Below are 16690 nucleotides of genomic sequence, written 5' to 3' on the forward strand. Positions count from 1 at the left end.
CAAATACACGGCGAAAATATCCGTTTCGCACTGTCAGGAAGTTGCAAATAAATTGTGAAATCGGATTTAATATGATAAAATTATCAAAAACAGTTAATGAATCAACGGTCAGATGGAGGACAGCATGGTTTATATAGCAGTTTGCGAAGATGAACAAGTATATCAGGAAAAAATTGAGCGGTATTTAAAAGAATACAGTGACATCAATTGCTGTGATTTCGAAATCGCTTTTTTTTCGACGGCAGTGGATTTTTGGGCCCATTATCAGCCCGAATCATTTTGTATCGTCTTTTTAGATATATATTTGGAAGAGGGCAACGGCATCGAAATTGGCAGACAGCTGCGAAATGCAGGGGAAGACTGCCAAATGGTTTTTATTACCTCAAGTAGAGATTTTGCCATCGAAGGCTTTGAGTTAAAAGCCCAGCATTATATCATCAAGCCAATCACAAAAGAAAAAATCTTTGAAGCATTGGATCGTTGTCAAGCAGTGCTGACAGAGGGGGGGAAAGCGATTCGTATTCCCAATGGAAAGCTGGAAGTTCCCATCCGTCTGAAAGATATTATTTATGTGGAAGTGTTTAATAAGATTTCGGTTATCCATACAGAAAAGGAAGAAATTAAAACCTATCTACCCTTATCTCAGCTGGAAAGTCTGTTAGGCGGCACACCATTTTTGCGCTGCCACCGTTGCAGCATCATTAATATGAATCACGTCGAGGATTATACGACTACTGATTTCATTATGAATAATGGCGATCGGGTGGGAATTCCCCGAAGTAACAGTGTAGCTGTCCGACAAAAGTATCTGGACTTTATCTTCGCAAAAGTTAGAGGTGAACCCATTGCTAAGTAGTAATCTGAATATCATTTGGGGGATTGCGTTATCAATTGGCCCTTATTTTATTTTAGCCTTTATACCGGTCTGGAAGCAGCTCCGATATTCGAAAAAAACGGTAATTATAGTGGGTACCTTGTGTATGGTATTAAACATTATTTCAGTGATCTTGATCATTGAATGGGTTCCGAATTGGAACAGTTTGCGAGCGTTTCACAGCGTCTTTTTTTTATTGCTCTACCTGGGGGTTTATACCGCAATGGTTCGGGGAACGCCCGCTAAGCTTTTGTTTGTTGGATTACTGGTTAAAAGCTATGCCGAGTTTATTGTCACCATGGCCAAGTTTCTGGAGATTGCTTATCTGACTTATGGATTGCATCGGGTTTATGTTCAAACCTCTTATTCTTTCTACTTTAACCTGTTTCAATGCGCCATCCTGGTGTTGACGTATCCCCTGGTATGGATTTTTTTCAGAAAGAAAATTAGTCAAGTGATGGCGACTCGCAACAAGGCCTGGGGGTACCTCTGGATTATCCCGATGGTTTATTATATTATCAGTCTGGCCTTTGGCGCTCTGAATGCGACCCTGATTGCTCAATGGCAGTTTCTGGTGTTTAATCTGGTTTCCTTTTTAGGCTTTTACCTGATTTATTATGTAGTCATTGAAATGCTGGAACAAACTCAGAAAAACATCCTTCTGGCCGAAAGCAATGAGGTTATTAAACAACAATTGCTATTTCAGTCTGAGTACTATAAAAAATTTGGAGTCTGTATTGAAGAGACCCGCAAAGGTGAACATGACCTGAGGCATCATTTAAACACAGTACTGGGATTGATCCAACAGAAGAATGGGGATAAGGCTGAAAGTTATATCGCTGAATTGCTGGGGAACCGTTTGAGCATTGCAGATATTATGTATTGCAGCAATGATGCGGTAAATGCCATACTGGGCTATTACGCCAACATTTGTAAGCTGGAAGCGATTGATTTTACCGTCGAAGCAAGGGTACCCCAGGATTTAAGAATTGATGAAACGGATTTATGTGTGGTTTTTGGAAATATTTTGGAGAATGCTCTGGAAGCCAACCGGCGAATCATCTCGGGGGAAAAAATGATTAAACTGGCATCTCAGTTTATTGGCAATAAGTTATATATTACGGTGGACAATCGTTTTAGTGGGAAAATCTCAATGAAAAATGGCGTCTATCTTTCTCAGAAAAGAGAGCAGTCATCCGGTATTGGAATCGTGTCGGTAACAGCCATCGCCCAAAAATATGACGGCGAAGCCCGATTTGAAGCCGATGATCAGATCTTTAGCGTGGCGGTTGTGTTGTCCAACAACAGCCGGACAATCGCTCCAGATCGTCTCTCGATCCGGGATGGTCGGGGAATCAATAATAATCCTTGTCAGTTGGAACATTAATTACTATAATAAATACTAGTAAAAGTGCCGATACAACGGTCAGAATTATGTGTAGCGATCAGATCGATGTAAAATTTGGCGAAAAATTGTGAAAAAGGGAGTAACAAATGAGTTTTGAGTTGATCCAGGAAATCCCATCACCCAGTGAAATTTTAAAAATGATGCCTTTATCTGAAACGGGCAAAAAAATAAAAACCCAGCGGGATCAGATGATCCGAAATGTGTTTGAAGGAAACGATGATCGTTTTATCTTAATCATTGGGCCTTGTTCAGCAGATAATGAAACAGCCGTGATTGATTACGTGAATCGTTTAAGTGCAATTCAGAAGGAAGTGGCCGATAAGATTATCATCATTCCGCGAATATATACGAATAAACCACGAACCACCGGCGAAGGGTATAAGGGGATGCTTCATCAACCGGATGCCAACAAAGAAGCAAACATGGTTGAAGGGATTAAAGCCATTCGCCGATTGCATATCCGATCCATTGAAGAAACAGGTTTGTCCTGTGCGGATGAAATGCTATATCCCGAAAACTATGCCTACCTGGAAGATTTGCTCAGTTATGTGGCTATCGGGGCCCGATCGGTAGAAAATCAGAAACATCGCTTAACGGTCTCGGGTCTGGAAATTCCGGTGGGAATGAAAAACCCGACGAGCGGCGATATTACAGTAATGCTGAATTCCATTCAGGCCGCTCAGGCAGGACACACCTTTATCTACCGGGGTTGGGAAGTAAAAACAAATGGAAATCCACTAACCCATGCGATTATGCGTGGATCGGTGGATCAGCATGGGCGCAACTATCCCAACTATCATTATGAAGATATTATGCATCTGATTAAGTTATATGAAAAACGTGATTTTTCCTGCCCGGCAATTATAATTGACTTGAATCATGCCAACTCCAACAAGCGTTTTGGCGAACAGCCACGAATTGCCCGAGAAATCCTACGTAATCGTCATTATGATGCCAGCTTAAAAAAATATGTGAAGGGTCTGATGATTGAAAGTTACATTGAAGAAGGGAACCAGCCGGTCGATGGCGGGGTATATGGTAAATCCATCACCGATTCCTGTCTTGGCTGGAAAGCTTCAGAAGAGTTAATTCGAACCATTGCTGAAAAAGTATAATAAGCAAAAAGAACGTCAATTGTTTGTCAATAAGCAATTGACGTTTTTTTAATGACTAAAAACGATCAGAGGCGGGATATTTAAAAAAGTAAGTGACTAAACGTATAAACAGAGGGTATCAAATTACTAAGCATTTATATTTAAAATAATCTGACAGTTCTAATATGTGTTGAAAGGGTTATGAAGGATGAATCAGATAATCAGACAAACGATTGCTGTTATGATGGGCTTCATAAAAAAGTGTTTAAAAAACCTGAGAGTCATTATTTATAATATAAAAAATAACGGAGAAGGGAATCGAGACCAGGATCTTAATTATCTAAAAAATCATTTGTTTTATGATATTATTTTCTATTTTATTCTGTTGGGGCCGATTCTGTTCTTTTATGGCGCCTATCTATTTTATGAAGAAGGCAAATATGTGGTATCGGTTATAGAGTTTTTACTTTACTTTGTCTCCGCCGCTGTCCTGCTTAGTCATAAGATCAATCTGCGAATCAAAAAACTATTTTTTCTTCTAATCGGTTATTTTGCCAGTGTATTGGTGCTGATTGTGGCAGGGCCAATGGGGGCCGGAATGGTTTGTGTGACAGTTGTTCTGGTGTTATCGGGGTCGTTATTGGACAAAAAGTGGGTTTCAAAGTTCATTGCCTTTAATCTATTCGCGTTTCTGGTTATTACGATTTTGATGATTCGTGGCTTTTTCAACGAATTTGCCATTGTTGATTATCAGTCAAGATGGCCAATAGTTGCCATCAGCAGTCAGATTCTCGGGATTGGTTTGTTGTTTATTATCCAAGTCATTTATGATGGGCTTGATAAACAAGCGAAAGTCATCATCCGATCCCAAAGAAGCCTGGAAGCCAGTGAACAAAAATACCGCTATTTAAGTTATCATGACCATCTGACAGGGTTATACAATCGACTCTTTTGGGAGGAGGAGCAAAAGCGGATTGACATCAATGAACAACTGCCAATTTCAATTATTGTTGGCGACATCAATGGGATTAAACTGATGAATGACGCCTTTGGCCATGAAGCTGGGGATCGGATGATCATCGAAACATCCCGAATTATAAAAAACAGTTGTCAGAATGGAGAAATTATTGCCAGAACCGGTGGTGATGAATTTAGTATCCTGATGCCTAAAACATCCCGTGAAGCGGCGCTGATACAGATGGAAGCAATAAAGCAAAATTTTGCTGTACATAATCGGCGAATTTTGAATGAAGCATTTCATATTAACGTGGCCCTAGGCTCGGGAACAAAAGAAGAACCCCATGGTGATTTGAAGGAAACCATCAAAAGAGCCGAGTTATACATGAACCAACGCAAGCTATTGGAACAGCGCAGCTCCCATAGTGCCATTATCGCTTCGATCAAAGCGACGATGTATGAAAAAAGTCATGAAACCGAAGAGCATTCTGAACGCTTGGCCGCTTTGTCCCGAATGATTGGCGAAGCCCTCAATCTTTCTCAAATCGAACTGGACAATCTGGAATTGCTGGCGACACTTCATGATATTGGCAAGGTGGGAATTGATGATCGGATTCTGGCAAAACCCGGTAAACTGACTGAAAAAGAATGGATTGAAATGAAAAAGCACCCGGAAATTGGCTATCGCATTGCGTGTGCTTCACCAGAGCTGGTATCGATCTCTGAGTATATTCTTTGCCATCACGAACATTGGGATGGTAGTGGTTACCCAAAAGGCCTGATCGGAGAAGAGATTCCGCTGTTGTCACGAATTATTGCAATTACGGATGCCTATGATGCCATGACTGAGAACCGGATCTATCAAAAAGCAACCAATTGTGAAAATGCGTTAGCTGAAATTCAGAAAAACGCGGGCTCTCAATTTGATCCCGACATTGTTTCGGTATTTGTTGGAATTATGCAGGCAAATCCGGTCTGTGATGAACTGTTTAGCCCAAACCGATATTCATAAAAAATGAAAAACGATATATAAATAAGGCTGGTCTCTTCATTTAGAAACCAGCCTCCAGTTATGCAGTGAATTATCAATTATTGAACAGTGTTACTGATAATTTGCAGAATTAAAAAAACGGATCTGTCGTATCAGTCAAGAAATAGATCAATGATTAATGTGAATTTATCGGGTTTTTGAAACATTAGACCATGTCCTGCTTCGGGAATTAAAATAAGCTTGGAGTTCGGTAATCGACTGGCCAGATACTCGGCATTTTCGGAGGGGAGAATCAGATCGTCTTTACCATCGATTACCAGGGTTTCGTGATTTAGAAAAGGAATGCGATTGCAGGAACCTTCCCATTTATTGATAGCATCGGCCTGTTTCAGGATGGAATCATTATTCATAACCCCCAGTGGGCGGTGAAAAATTTCCCGAATTCGATCCGGATTATGTTTTATCCATTCAGGAGGGAAGATCAGTCGTAGCCACTCATAACCTTTTTCTGACGGAATTCCCAGTGTGTTTTCAAGCCGGAAAAGAACCTTCGGTTCAGGCGGAAAGATTTCCGGATGACAAAGTGAAGCGTAAAGAACCAGTTTGTTAACAATTTCAGGATGCCTTAAAGCTAACTCCTGAGCGATTGATGCACCCATAGACCATCCCAGTACATGAGCCCTTTCTATTTTTAACGCAACCAGCATTTCATAAGTATCTTCAGCAAACTGTTCAATTGTGAAAGGCTTATGACCAGAACTTGTTTCACCCATGCCGCGGTTATCAAAGATAATGACCTTGTATTTTTTTGACAGCGAACGCAGAAACCGTTCCTCCCATAAGTTCATGGTTCCGCCATAACCCATTATTAAAAGCAGGGGGTATCCGGATCCATAAACTCGGCAGCTCATATTTATGTCTTCAACTCTTACCATTACAACACCTCTCTTTGAAAGAATCGCCATTTATTTAATACCCATAATGAATGAATTTATCAGCAAAGGGCGATAAATTTAAAAAATAGATCAAAGTATTATTTTTTAAAATGGCATAATAAAGCCAGATTGATTCTTTACAAAAGAGTTACAAACGTTTACAGCACAGTTGTTTACTTTTACCATAAACATGATACAATATAATTGAATCAAGGATCAACCAAATCCTTTTCCAATTAAAATGACAGGATCATAGAAAAGTAAAGAATCACTTTACTGAATGAAAAAATCAGGGAGAAGATTATCGATCTCTAAGAAGGTCAGAAATAAGCTTCGAGGAAATGATTTTATCGATCATAGACTCTACGGTGGGAAAATTCTTAAAGTCATAAGAATTGAGGAGTACATCGTTAATCACAGTCAGATTTATTGGCGATCGGTATTCACATTATGATCTGCACATTTAAAAAGATGTGTTCATAATAAAAATAATGGATCAAGAATAGGTAATCAATGTGAGAAGAGAAGATGATTTTCAATTGAAATTCAGAGAAACAAAAGGGAGAAATTTGGACGCGAGAACAGATTGTTCAGAAATTTATTTCATGAAAAATTCCTCAATGCACAAACGGCAGGAAAGGATTATAAAACGAAATAAAAAGTAAGATAATCCCGAAAGCTAGTGAACTATTTACATTGGAAAAGCGAAACGGGAGATTTTTGATAAGCAGAAAGGGGTGAGTCCCAAAAAATGACAACTGAGATTGTAAGCTGAGGCCGATTCTACAGAAATAATTGTGGAATCGGCTTTCAGCTTTTTTGCGCTTAACGGTTATATTTTAAATAATAGAGCTGAATCCGGTCGTAGGATCTGTTATAATCAATAAAAATGTCGAATTGTCGATTTGATGAGTGCCAATTGGGTAAAAAAAGAATAAGTAAATGAGTAAATGAGGTTGGGAGATTTAGTATGATTGAGTATTTCAAAAACAGTTTATTTGATATCCGATCTGATCAAATGGATGCCGATGCCATCCATGAAAGTATCGTATCGGGTGTCAAACTGAAAGGGGCTCCGCTGATCATTCTGTTTTGCGCGATAATTGTCGCTTCGGTTGGCTTAAATACCAATTCGACAGCGGTCATTATTGGAGCGATGTTAATTTCACCTTTAATGAACCCGATTATTGCCATGGGGTATAGTCTGGCGACCTATGATGGATTATTACTACGGAATGCTGCCCTTAATTTTATGATCCAGATTATTATCGCTTTGATTGGTGCTTCCATCTATTTCTCGCTGACCCCGATTCATGAGGCCACCAGTGAATTAATCGCCAGAACCGGTCCTTCTTTTTTTGACATGCTAATCGCCTTTTTTGGAGGAACTGCTGGGGTTATCGGTGTGACTAGAAAAGAAAAAACCAATGTCATTCCCGGCGTCGCTATTGCCACTGCACTCATGCCGCCAATGTGTACCGTAGGCTATGGCATCGCCAACAGCAATCCGGATTATATTCTCCCAGCGGCTTATTTATTTACGATCAATGCTTTTTTTATTATGCTGGCAACCTTTGCCTTTTGTAAGCTGTTAAAGCTCAAGCAGGCGGCGGTGGTTAAAGAACGCTTCAACAAGATTTTGAAACGGGGGATCATTATGGGGATGATTCTGATCACCATCCCGGCCGCCGTTTCAGCTGCCTATGTGGCGGTAAATTCGATTATTGATAATAATTTGACCAGCAAGGTCGAAAATTTTGTCAATGCAGAAGTCAATTCATCGACAACCACCACCATACGAGCAACCATTGACCCAGATCAAAAAAATCTGCGACTGGATTTGATTGGGGAAGTTTACAGCCCGGATCAGATTGATCGGATCAAAACAAATATGGCCGACTATGGAATGGAAGGCTATTCCCTGGAAGTGGTTCAGGACATCCGAACGACCCTCTTTAACTATTTTGAAAAAGCGAACAGTGCCGGGATACGAGAAGGTGAAATTGTGATTGTCTAGAAACGACGAAGAATTTAATATTAACCTGAAAAACAGCCACAAGATCCGAACCGGATTTTGTGGCTGTTTTAGACGCGTTAAGGAGCAATTTATTTTTTAGTTAAATAATTATGACAGGCTCGGGCGGCTTCCCGGCCTTCATTGATGGCCCAGACCACCAGACTCTGGCCCCGGCGGATATCTCCGGCAGCAAAGATATTGTCCACGCTGGTCTGGTAAACCCCGTAATCGGCTTTGACATTGGAGCGTGGATCTCGTTCCAGACCCAGTTGGTCAACCAGCTGGTCATCCGGCCCCAGAAAGCCCATCGCCAGTAAAACCAGATCTGCTGGCAGAACTTTTTCAGTTCCGGGGATTTCACGCATGGTCATCCGTCCGTTTTCATCAGCAATCCACTCAATTTCGATGGTATGAACTTCTTTAACATGGCCGTCGGCATCACCAACAATTTTTTTAGTGGTGGTACAGTATTGGCGAGGATCGCTGCCATACAAGGCCACTGCTTCTTCCTGACCATAATCAAGCTTGTAGGTTTTGGGCCATTCCGGCCAGGGATTGGTTGATGCTCGGGAAACCGGCGGTTTGGGCATGATTTCCAATTGCAGAACGCTTTTACAGCCATGACGAATCGAGGTGGCAACGCAGTCGGTACCCGTATCCCCACCGCCGATAATGACCACATGCTTGTCTTTGGCAGAAGTGAAATTACCATCTGTCAGGTTGGAGTCCAGCAGGCTTTTGGTGTTGGCTGATAAAAAGTTGATTGCGAAGTCAACGCCGTTAAGATTTCGACCTTCCACGGGCAGATCCCGGGGTTTGGTGGCTCCACCACAAAGTACTACCGCATCGTAATCGGCTTTTAGATCGGTAACGGCGTAGTCTTTACCGACCTCGGTATCGGTGACAAAGTTGATTCCTTCGGCGGTCATCAGGTCAACCCGACGCTGAACGACATCGATCTTATCCAGCTTCATGTTGGGGATACCATACATCAGCAGTCCCCCAATCCGATCAGCCCGTTCGTAAACCGTAACGTTATGGCCAGCTTTATTGAGTTCCGCTGCGCAGGCCAGGCCAGCTGGTCCGGAGCCCACCACGGCGATTTTTTTATCGGTTCGAACCTTTGGTGGGTTTGGCGTAATCCAGCCTTCCTTAAAAGCATGATCGATAATGGTGCATTCATTGGTTTTGATGGTTACCTGTGGTTGGTTTAGCCCGACGGTACAGGCCCCTTCACAGGGAGCCGGGCAAACCCGGCCAGTGAATTCAGGGAAATTATTGGTGTTAAGCAGTCGAATAAGGGCTTCTTTCCATAACCCCTTGTAAATCATATCATTCCATTCAGGGATTAAATTATGGATTGGGCAGCCAGAGGCTCCGCCAGCAATCATCATACCAGAATGGCAATAGGGTACACCGCAATCCATACAGCGGGCGCCCTGAAGGCGTTGTTTTTCTTCCGGCAGCTCTAAATGAAATTCCTGCCAGTCTTTAATCCGTTCAAGAGGTTCCCGATCCTTGGGCACTTCCCGGTTATATTCTAAAAATCCTGTTGATTTTCCCATAATTGTTTACCTCCTCTCTAGTTTCCACTTACCCGGGACAGATCCCGGTTATTTTCTTCGAAAGCCGCCATTAAGGCCTCATCGCCGGTAAGACCGAGGGCTTTAACCCGTTCCATGGCATCCAGCATCCGTTTATAATCTCGAGGTAAAACCTTGGTGAACTGTTTTGCGTAGTGATCAAAGTCATCCAGGATTTTTTGAGCCAGTGAGCTGTTGGTACAATCACGGTGTTTGGTGATGAGTTCTTTAAGTTCAGCCAGTTCGACCGCATCGGTGATTTTTACCAGATCGACCATTTCAGCATTACAAGATTCACAGAAGTTCTCATCCAAGTCCAGCACATAAGCAATTCCACCGGACATTCCGGCGGCAAAATTTCGCCCGGTTTTTCCCAGAATGACGACCTTTCCGCCGGTCATGTATTCACATCCATGATCGCCTACGGCTTCTACAACAGCAGTAACCCCGCTGTTTCTTACACAGAAACGTTCGCCAGCGGCACCCCGAATAAAAGCCTCGCCCTCGGTGGCACCATAAAAGGCGACATTTCCAACGATGATATTTTCTTCCGGAACAAAAGTCGCTTCTTTAGGTGGATAAACGACCATTTTTCCACCGGATAAGCCCTTACCAAAATAGTCATTGGCATCACCTTCCAGCTTGATGGTCATGCCTTTGGGCATAAAGGCACCAAGACTTTGTCCCGAAGAACCGTTGAGGTTAATGGTGATGGTGTCTTCAGGAAGACCTGCTTCACCATAGCGTTTGGTCACTTCATTTCCGACGATGGTACCGACAACCCGGTTGACATTTTTAATCGTGGTGTTGATGACCACTTTTTCAGCTTTTTCCAAAGCAGGCTCGCAGAGCTCCAGGAGCTCGGTTAGATCCTTGGATTTTTCGATATTGTGGTTTTGCTTGATTTGACAATATAAACCGCCGCCTTCTGGAATGGCTGGTTGGTATAAAATACTGGAGAAATCCAGTCCTTTTGTTTTCCAGTGATCGATGGCTTTGTTCATTTCCAGTTTATCAGAACGGCCAACCATTTCATCAATGGTTCTAAAACCGAGTTCAGCCATGATTTCCCGGAGTTCCTGGGCAATAAATTTCATGAAGTTAACAACATGACCAGGATCACCAGTGAATCGCTTGCGTAGTTCAGGGTTTTGTGTTGCTACCCCAACCGGGCAGGTATCCAGATGACAGACCCGCATCATGACACAGCCAAGAATAACCAGTGGCGCAGTCGCAAAGCCATATTCCTCAGCACCGAGCAAAGTTGCCACTGCTAAATCTTTACCGGTAAGGAGTTTACCGTCCGTTTCAACTTTGACTCGGGTTCTCAGGTTATTCAGTACCAGCGTCTGATGGGTTTCCGCCAGTCCAAGTTCCCAGGGCAAACCGGCATGGCGTATACTGGTTCGTGGTGAAGCACCGGTTCCGCCATCATAGCCACTGATTAGAATTACATCTGCTTTTGCCTTGGCGACACCAGCGGCAATGGTTCCAACACCAACTTCAGAAACCAGTTTGACGTTGATGCTGGCTTCACGGTTGGCATTTTTTAAATCATGAATCAGCTCGGCTAAATCCTCGATGGAATAAATATCATGGTGTGGCGGTGGTGAAATCAAGCCGACGCCAGGTGTTGAATAGCGAGTCTTGGCAACCCAGGGATAAACTTTACGTCCAGGCAATTGTCCACCTTCCCCTGGTTTTGCACCCTGGGCCATTTTGATCTGAATTTCCTGAGCACTGGACAGATAGTGGCTGGTCACTCCAAAGCGACCGGAAGCCACCTGTTTAATCGCGCTGAGTCGAGAATCGCCGTTGTGCAGAGGAATGTGTCGTTCGGGATCTTCGCCGCCTTCGCCGGTATTGCTCTTGCCGCCAATGCGGTTCATGGCAATGGCCAGACATTCATGGGCTTCGCTGCTTAATGAACCGTATGACATCGCTCCGGTTTTAAAACGGGTGCAGATGCTTTCGACGGATTCAACTTCATCAATGGAAATTGGTTCAAGATCTTTAAAGGTCATCATGCCTCTTAACGTACAGGTTCGTTGGCTTTGTTCGTTAATCAGAGCCGTGTATTCCTGATAAGTCTGATAATCATCGTTTCGGCAGGCAGTTTGTAGTTTATAAACGGCCTCGGGGTTATAGGTATGGTATTCACCATCGGCCCGCCATTGAAAGTTACCTCCGGATTCCAGCGCATTGGCATCACCAAAGGGATTACGGTAGGCTTCATCATGACGCATTTGAGATTCTCGGGCGATTTCGTTGATACCAATCCCTTCGATTCGCGAGGGGGTTCGAGTGAAGTATTTATCAATAACGTCGGAGTTGATCCCCACGGCTTCAAAAATTTGGGCACCATGATAACTTAGAATGGTTGAGATACCCATTTTTGAGAGTACCTTGATGACCCCTTTACTGACGGTTTTGATATAGGTTTTGACCGCTTTTTCATAGTCTACATCGGTTAACATTCCGCGATCAATCAGATCAGCAACGCTTTCGAAAGCCAGATAGGGATTAACAGCGGTGGCGCCATAACCGATCAGTACGGCAAAATGATGAACCTCCCGGGGTTCGCCGGACTCGACAACCAAACTGACTCGGGTTCGGGTCAGATTATTAACCAGATGATGATGCAGACCAGCAATCGCCAGTGCCGATGGGATGGGGACCATTTGTTCATTGACACCCCGGTCAGAAAGGACGATGATCGTATTACCGTCAGCAATTGCCTGATCAGCGGCGGCAAAAATGGCGTTCAGGGCTTTTTCCAGACCGTCACCACCGGTATTGCTTTCAAACAAGGTGGATAAGGTAATGGTTTTGATTCGAGGATCATTAAGCTCCCGGATTTTTTCCAGATCTTCATTGCTGAGAATTGGCATATCCAGACTAATCTGATGGCAGCTTTCAGGCAATGGATTAATCAGGTTTCCTTCGCCGCCGAGATAGACTTCTGTTCCGGTGATCAGTTCCTCCCGGAGAGCATCAATCGGAGGATTGGTTACTTGGGCAAACATCTGCTTGAAATAATTAAACAGCACCTGCGATTTGTCAGACAAGACGGCCAGCGGAATATCATTACCCATTGCCCCAATTGGGTCAACACCGTCTTTGGCCATTGGGATGATTAATGCTTTTAAATCTTCGTATGTGTAACCGAACGTTTTTTGACGCTGAATCAGGGTTTCCTTATCGGTGACATACTTGGTCTTCGGCTCCGGTAGTTTGGCAATGGGGATGTTATGTGTTTCAAGCCATTTGGCGTAAGGCTGCTGTGAGGCAACGGCGTGTTTTAGATCTTCATCATTGATGATTTCACCTTTTTCAGTGTCAATCATCAACATCCGTCCTGGTTTTAAACGCTCCTTGCAAAGGATGTTTTCAGGGGGAATGTCTAAAACACCGACTTCTGAGGACAGAATAACCATGTCATCCTTCGTTACATAGTAACGGGAAGGACGGAGGCCGTTGCGGTCAAGAACGGCACCCAGACGAACACCGTCGGTGAAAGCAATGGCAGCAGGTCCGTCCCAGGGTTCCAGCATTCTGGCGTGGTAGTTATAGAAGGCTTTTTTCTCAGGACTCATGGTCTGGTGCTTGGCCCAGGGTTCGGGGATCATCATCATGGCACTGTGAGCCAGAGAACGTCCGGTCAGACTCAAAAATTCAAAGGCGTTATCAAAGATGGACGAGTCACTACCATCGACATCAACGACCGGGAAGGTCTTTTCCAGCTCATTACCAAATAGCTCGCTTTGGAGAAGGGATTGACGGGCGTACATCCAGTTGACATTGCCTCGAAGGGTATTAATTTCGCCGTTATGAATCACATAGCGGTTGGGGTGCGCTCTTTCCCAGCTGGGGAAGGTATTGGTACTGAAGCGGGAATGAACCATGGCGATGGCAGTGGTCACATCGGGATCCTGTAAATCCAGATAAAACTGTCCGACCTGATCTTCGGTCAACATCCCTTTATAGACGATGGTACGAGATGAAAAACTGGCAGCATAAAAAGATAGACCGGCTTTTTTTGTTTTCTTTTCAGTCTGTTTTCGAATGGTATAAAGCTTGCGCTCGAAATCCATGGTATCGGTTAAGGCCGCATCTTTTTGAATAAACACCTGTTTGAGGAAAGGCATACTGTCAACGGCGGTTTTTCCCAGATCACAAAGATCCACCGGAACATCACGCCAGCCCAGTAGGGTTTGACCTTCTTCGATGATAATATCTTCCAGAATTTTTTCGCACTGACTTCTTTCGTGGGCATCGGTGGGCATAAATAACATCCCCAAACCATAGTCGCCGGGTTGGGGCAGAGTAAAGCCTTCTTTAATCGAAGCTTTTTCCATAAACTGGTGGGGGATCTGGATCAGAATTCCGGCACCATCGCCAGTGTTCTGTTCGGAGCCCCGACCGCCACGGTGTTGTAAATTAACAAGTGTCGTTAAGGCCTGCTTTACAATATCGTGGGATTTTTTTCCTTTGATATGGACAATTGCTCCAATACCACAGGCATCATGTTCAAAACCGGGATCGTAAAGTCCCTGCTTTGGTGGTAAATTAGTGTGTTTCATACGCATTATAACCTTCCTCAGAAAAATCTTTTGTAATGACCAGAATACTATTGGTTGAGTAAACATTCAATAGTATTTATTATTATAAAATGGGAATTTATTATTTCCTTCTATATATATTATCGGTATCCATCATTATTGAAAGAAATATTAGTAAAATTTTAAGCTAAAAAAATCCCCGATTGTTACAAACACGATGGAGTCTTATAATTATACTATAAAGAAAGATAATTACCACAAAAATTTCTCAATAGAATTGAATAAACTAAAAATTTTTTACAATGTATTTTGCAAATTGATGCAATTATTGTTTTTAAATGACGTTCAATTGTATGCCAAAATCGCACAGTCAAGCCCCAGATTCACTAGCAGATTTTGTTGACAATCTCACAACGACTATTTGATGAGAAATTAATGTTTTTTTAAGATTTATGGTGATAAAAATAGCTCTATCACGAAATAGAACCGATTGAGTTCTTTTCAGATAGAGCATTTTAATTTAAAAATGTTTGAATTTAAAACATTTCTTTACTGAGTTGGTCGATCACTTCGCTGGTAGCTTCATAAACCCCGGGGAACGAACTAATATTTAATCCTTGACTTAAATTTGGTATAAAATAGAGCTTGCCGCATTCCTCGCAGGCTTTTTTTGCATCTTCATAAATTTTTTCACGTGTCCAGCCAGGGAAATCAACCCGACCGCTATCGATGTCGCCCATAAACGAAATTTGACCACCATATTTTTTGATCAATTCTGGCACATTGTTTGTTGTCATAACGCCCTGCCAGATATCAACACCCATTTCGATCATTTCTGGAACGAGCGTCGCAGCATAGGAGTCGCTGTGGTGAACAATCAGTTCCACACCATTGGCTTTCCAGAAGCCGTAGACTTTCTTGTAAGCAGGCAGAATGAACTCATCAAACATTGCTGGAGAGATAAATGTTGAGATTTGGCTACCCCAGTCATCATGATGGAATAAAGCATCGGGTTGAATGTGTTTAAGATACTCTGCGGCATAGGCCAATTCATACTCAACAACATAGTCGATCAGTTCTTTCATGGCTTCGGGTTCTTCGTACAAAGCCATCAGAGCATCTTCCATGCTCATCAGATGGTGGGTCATTTCAAAAATACCGGGAGCACAAAATGCGGTGACAAATTTGTCGTTGCGGTCAACTGAATTGGCATGGGCAACGGCAGCAGCCCAGGCTTCTTCGGAGGTTTCAATGGCCGGTGCTTTGACTTGGTTTTTCCAATCGGTGATATCTTTTAAGGCTTTGTGTTCGTCATCATGCATGGGAAATGAACCGATTTGATCGGCAGGCCAATCGAAGGTGATGCCCCATTTGTTTTTTACCCGTGTACCAGGAGCCGGTGCCAGTGGCAAATCCATGGGAGCCTCCATGATCAAATCCATAAACTCGTATTGATTGACAAATCGATTGGGGTTTCCGCCTTTGATGACTTCCATTAAGTTTTGTCGTTTTGTTAACATAATAATACCTCCTGAAATTTTGGTATGTTTATTAGAATAGTGGAAATGGTTGGTTTTTGGAATTGTTGCAATAGATTTTTAAGAAGGATGAATTTAAGCGGTAACCAGCTCTTTTGCTTTAACGGCAGCACTACCGGCATCAGGGGCATAACCATCAGCACCGACTTCAGCAGCATATTCCGGGGTGACCGGAGCGCCGCCAACAATAACTTTCATCTCTGGATGAGCGGCTTTAATGGTCTGTACTGCTTCTTTTAAGGCTGGCATGGTGGTTGTTAACAAACCGGAACAAGCCACCAGTTTGACATTTGCGTTATCGTTAACCGCTTGAACAAAGGTATCTGCGGGGACATCAACGCCCAGATCAACCATATCAAAACCAGCACTTTCAATCATCATCGAAACCAGGTTTTTACCAATATCGTGAAGGTCACCAGCAACTGTACCGATGATGCAGGTGCCCAGCGAGGTGGAACCATCGCCAGCCATCAATGGTTTTAATACTTCTACGCCTTTTGACATGGCTTTTGCAGCAATGAGCATTTCCGGGACAAAAATTTCGCCGGATGAGAATTTATCTCCAACAACGCCCATGGAATCAACCATGGCCTGGAGAATATCTGCGGGTGAGTTTCCTTCATCCAGTGCTTCCTGTACCAGTCCGGGAACCAGTTTTGATTTTCCGGCTTCGACCTTTGCTTTGACTTCTTCAATTTTTGACATGTTTTCCTCCTTGTGTGGTGTTTTTA

General features: G+C 43.1%; 10 protein-coding genes. 5 read left to right on the plus strand and 5 right to left on the minus strand.

Translation table 11 applies throughout. The features are described 5' to 3' along the window. Nucleotides 1-124 precede the first annotated feature (124 nt). The 4 genes from Q7P33_RS01055 to Q7P33_RS01070 all read left to right on the plus strand — a co-directional run bounded on the left by Q7P33_RS01055 (nt 125) and on the right by Q7P33_RS01070 (nt 5345). A complete protein-coding gene (locus Q7P33_RS01055) occupies nt 125-856 on the plus strand; it encodes a LytTR family DNA-binding domain-containing protein (RefSeq protein ID WP_303866498.1) in 732 nt (243 codons plus the stop codon). Then, nucleotides 846-2261 carry a sensor histidine kinase gene (locus tag Q7P33_RS01060; protein ID WP_303866499.1) on the plus strand — a complete coding sequence of 472 codons (1416 nt, stop codon included), beginning with the start codon at nt 846-848 and terminating at the stop codon, nt 2259-2261. Before Q7P33_RS01055 ends, Q7P33_RS01060 begins: the two co-directional genes overlap by 11 nt. 107 nt (nt 2262-2368) lie before the next feature. Further along, complete coding sequence (locus Q7P33_RS01065) at nt 2369-3397, plus strand: 3-deoxy-7-phosphoheptulonate synthase (protein WP_303866501.1); 1029 nt, start codon at nt 2369-2371, stop codon at nt 3395-3397. Between the two features lie 187 nt (nt 3398-3584). Next, complete coding sequence (locus Q7P33_RS01070; protein ID WP_303866503.1) at nt 3585-5345, plus strand: HD domain-containing phosphohydrolase; 1761 nt, start codon at nt 3585-3587, stop codon at nt 5343-5345. Between the two features lie 131 nt (nt 5346-5476). On the opposite strand, the gene Q7P33_RS01075 is transcribed toward Q7P33_RS01070, so the two are convergent. Further along, nucleotides 5477-6259 (minus strand): alpha/beta fold hydrolase, encoded by a 783-nt coding sequence (locus tag Q7P33_RS01075; RefSeq protein ID WP_303866506.1) that lies wholly within the window; start codon nt 6257-6259, stop codon nt 5477-5479. A 970-nt stretch (nt 6260-7229) separates the two neighbouring features. Between Q7P33_RS01075 and Q7P33_RS01080 the strand changes: the two genes are divergently transcribed. Further along, nucleotides 7230-8276, plus strand: a complete 1047-nt coding sequence (locus tag Q7P33_RS01080; RefSeq protein WP_303866509.1) for a DUF389 domain-containing protein — start codon at nt 7230-7232, stop codon at nt 8274-8276. Nucleotides 8277-8365: 89 nt separating this feature from the next. Here Q7P33_RS01080 and Q7P33_RS01085 read toward each other — a convergent pair whose 3' ends face one another. The 4 genes from Q7P33_RS01085 to Q7P33_RS01100 all read right to left on the minus strand — a co-directional run bounded on the left by Q7P33_RS01085 (nt 8366) and on the right by Q7P33_RS01100 (nt 16664). Beyond that, nucleotides 8366-9841 (minus strand): glutamate synthase subunit beta, encoded by a 1476-nt coding sequence (locus Q7P33_RS01085; protein ID WP_303866512.1) that lies wholly within the window; start codon nt 9839-9841, stop codon nt 8366-8368. A 17-nt stretch (nt 9842-9858) separates the two neighbouring features. Continuing rightward, nucleotides 9859-14448, minus strand: a complete 4590-nt coding sequence (gene gltB, locus Q7P33_RS01090; protein WP_303866514.1) for a glutamate synthase large subunit — start codon at nt 14446-14448, stop codon at nt 9859-9861. 509 nt (nt 14449-14957) lie between these two features. Next, the gene (locus tag Q7P33_RS01095) at nt 14958-15941 is read right to left on the minus strand and encodes a uroporphyrinogen decarboxylase family protein (RefSeq protein ID WP_303866517.1); all 984 of its coding nucleotides are present in this window, start codon (nt 15939-15941) and stop codon (nt 14958-14960) included. 93 nt (nt 15942-16034) lie between these two features. Continuing rightward, nucleotides 16035-16664, minus strand: a complete 630-nt coding sequence (locus Q7P33_RS01100) for a corrinoid protein (protein ID WP_303866519.1) — start codon at nt 16662-16664, stop codon at nt 16035-16037. Nucleotides 16665-16690 lie beyond the last annotated feature (26 nt).

This window comes from Acetobacterium wieringae, from assembly GCF_026646375.1.
Taxonomy (GTDB): Bacteria; Bacillota; Clostridia; order Eubacteriales; family Eubacteriaceae; genus Acetobacterium; species Acetobacterium wieringae_A.

Bases quoted from the DNA above. Each gene is read 5' to 3' on its own strand.
- Q7P33_RS01055 (WP_303866498.1), top strand. From the start codon at position 125: ATGGTTTATATAGCAGTTTGCGAAGATGAACAAGTATATCAGGAAAAA.
- Q7P33_RS01065 (WP_303866501.1), top strand. From the start codon at position 2,369: ATGAGTTTTGAGTTGATCCAGGAAATCCCATCACCCAGTGAAATTTTA.
- Q7P33_RS01070 (WP_303866503.1), top strand. From the start codon at position 3,585: ATGAATCAGATAATCAGACAAACGATTGCTGTTATGATGGGCTTCATA.
- Q7P33_RS01075 (WP_303866506.1), bottom strand. From the start codon at position 6,259: ATGGTAAGAGTTGAAGACATAAATATGAGCTGCCGAGTTTATGGATCC.
- Q7P33_RS01080 (WP_303866509.1), top strand. From the start codon at position 7,230: ATGATTGAGTATTTCAAAAACAGTTTATTTGATATCCGATCTGATCAA.
- Q7P33_RS01085 (WP_303866512.1), bottom strand. From the start codon at position 9,841: ATGGGAAAATCAACAGGATTTTTAGAATATAACCGGGAAGTGCCCAAG.
- gltB (WP_303866514.1), bottom strand. From the start codon at position 14,448: ATGCGTATGAAACACACTAATTTACCACCAAAGCAGGGACTTTACGAT.
- Q7P33_RS01095 (WP_303866517.1), bottom strand. From the start codon at position 15,941: ATGTTAACAAAACGACAAAACTTAATGGAAGTCATCAAAGGCGGAAAC.
- Q7P33_RS01100 (WP_303866519.1), bottom strand. From the start codon at position 16,664: ATGTCAAAAATTGAAGAAGTCAAAGCAAAGGTCGAAGCCGGAAAATCA.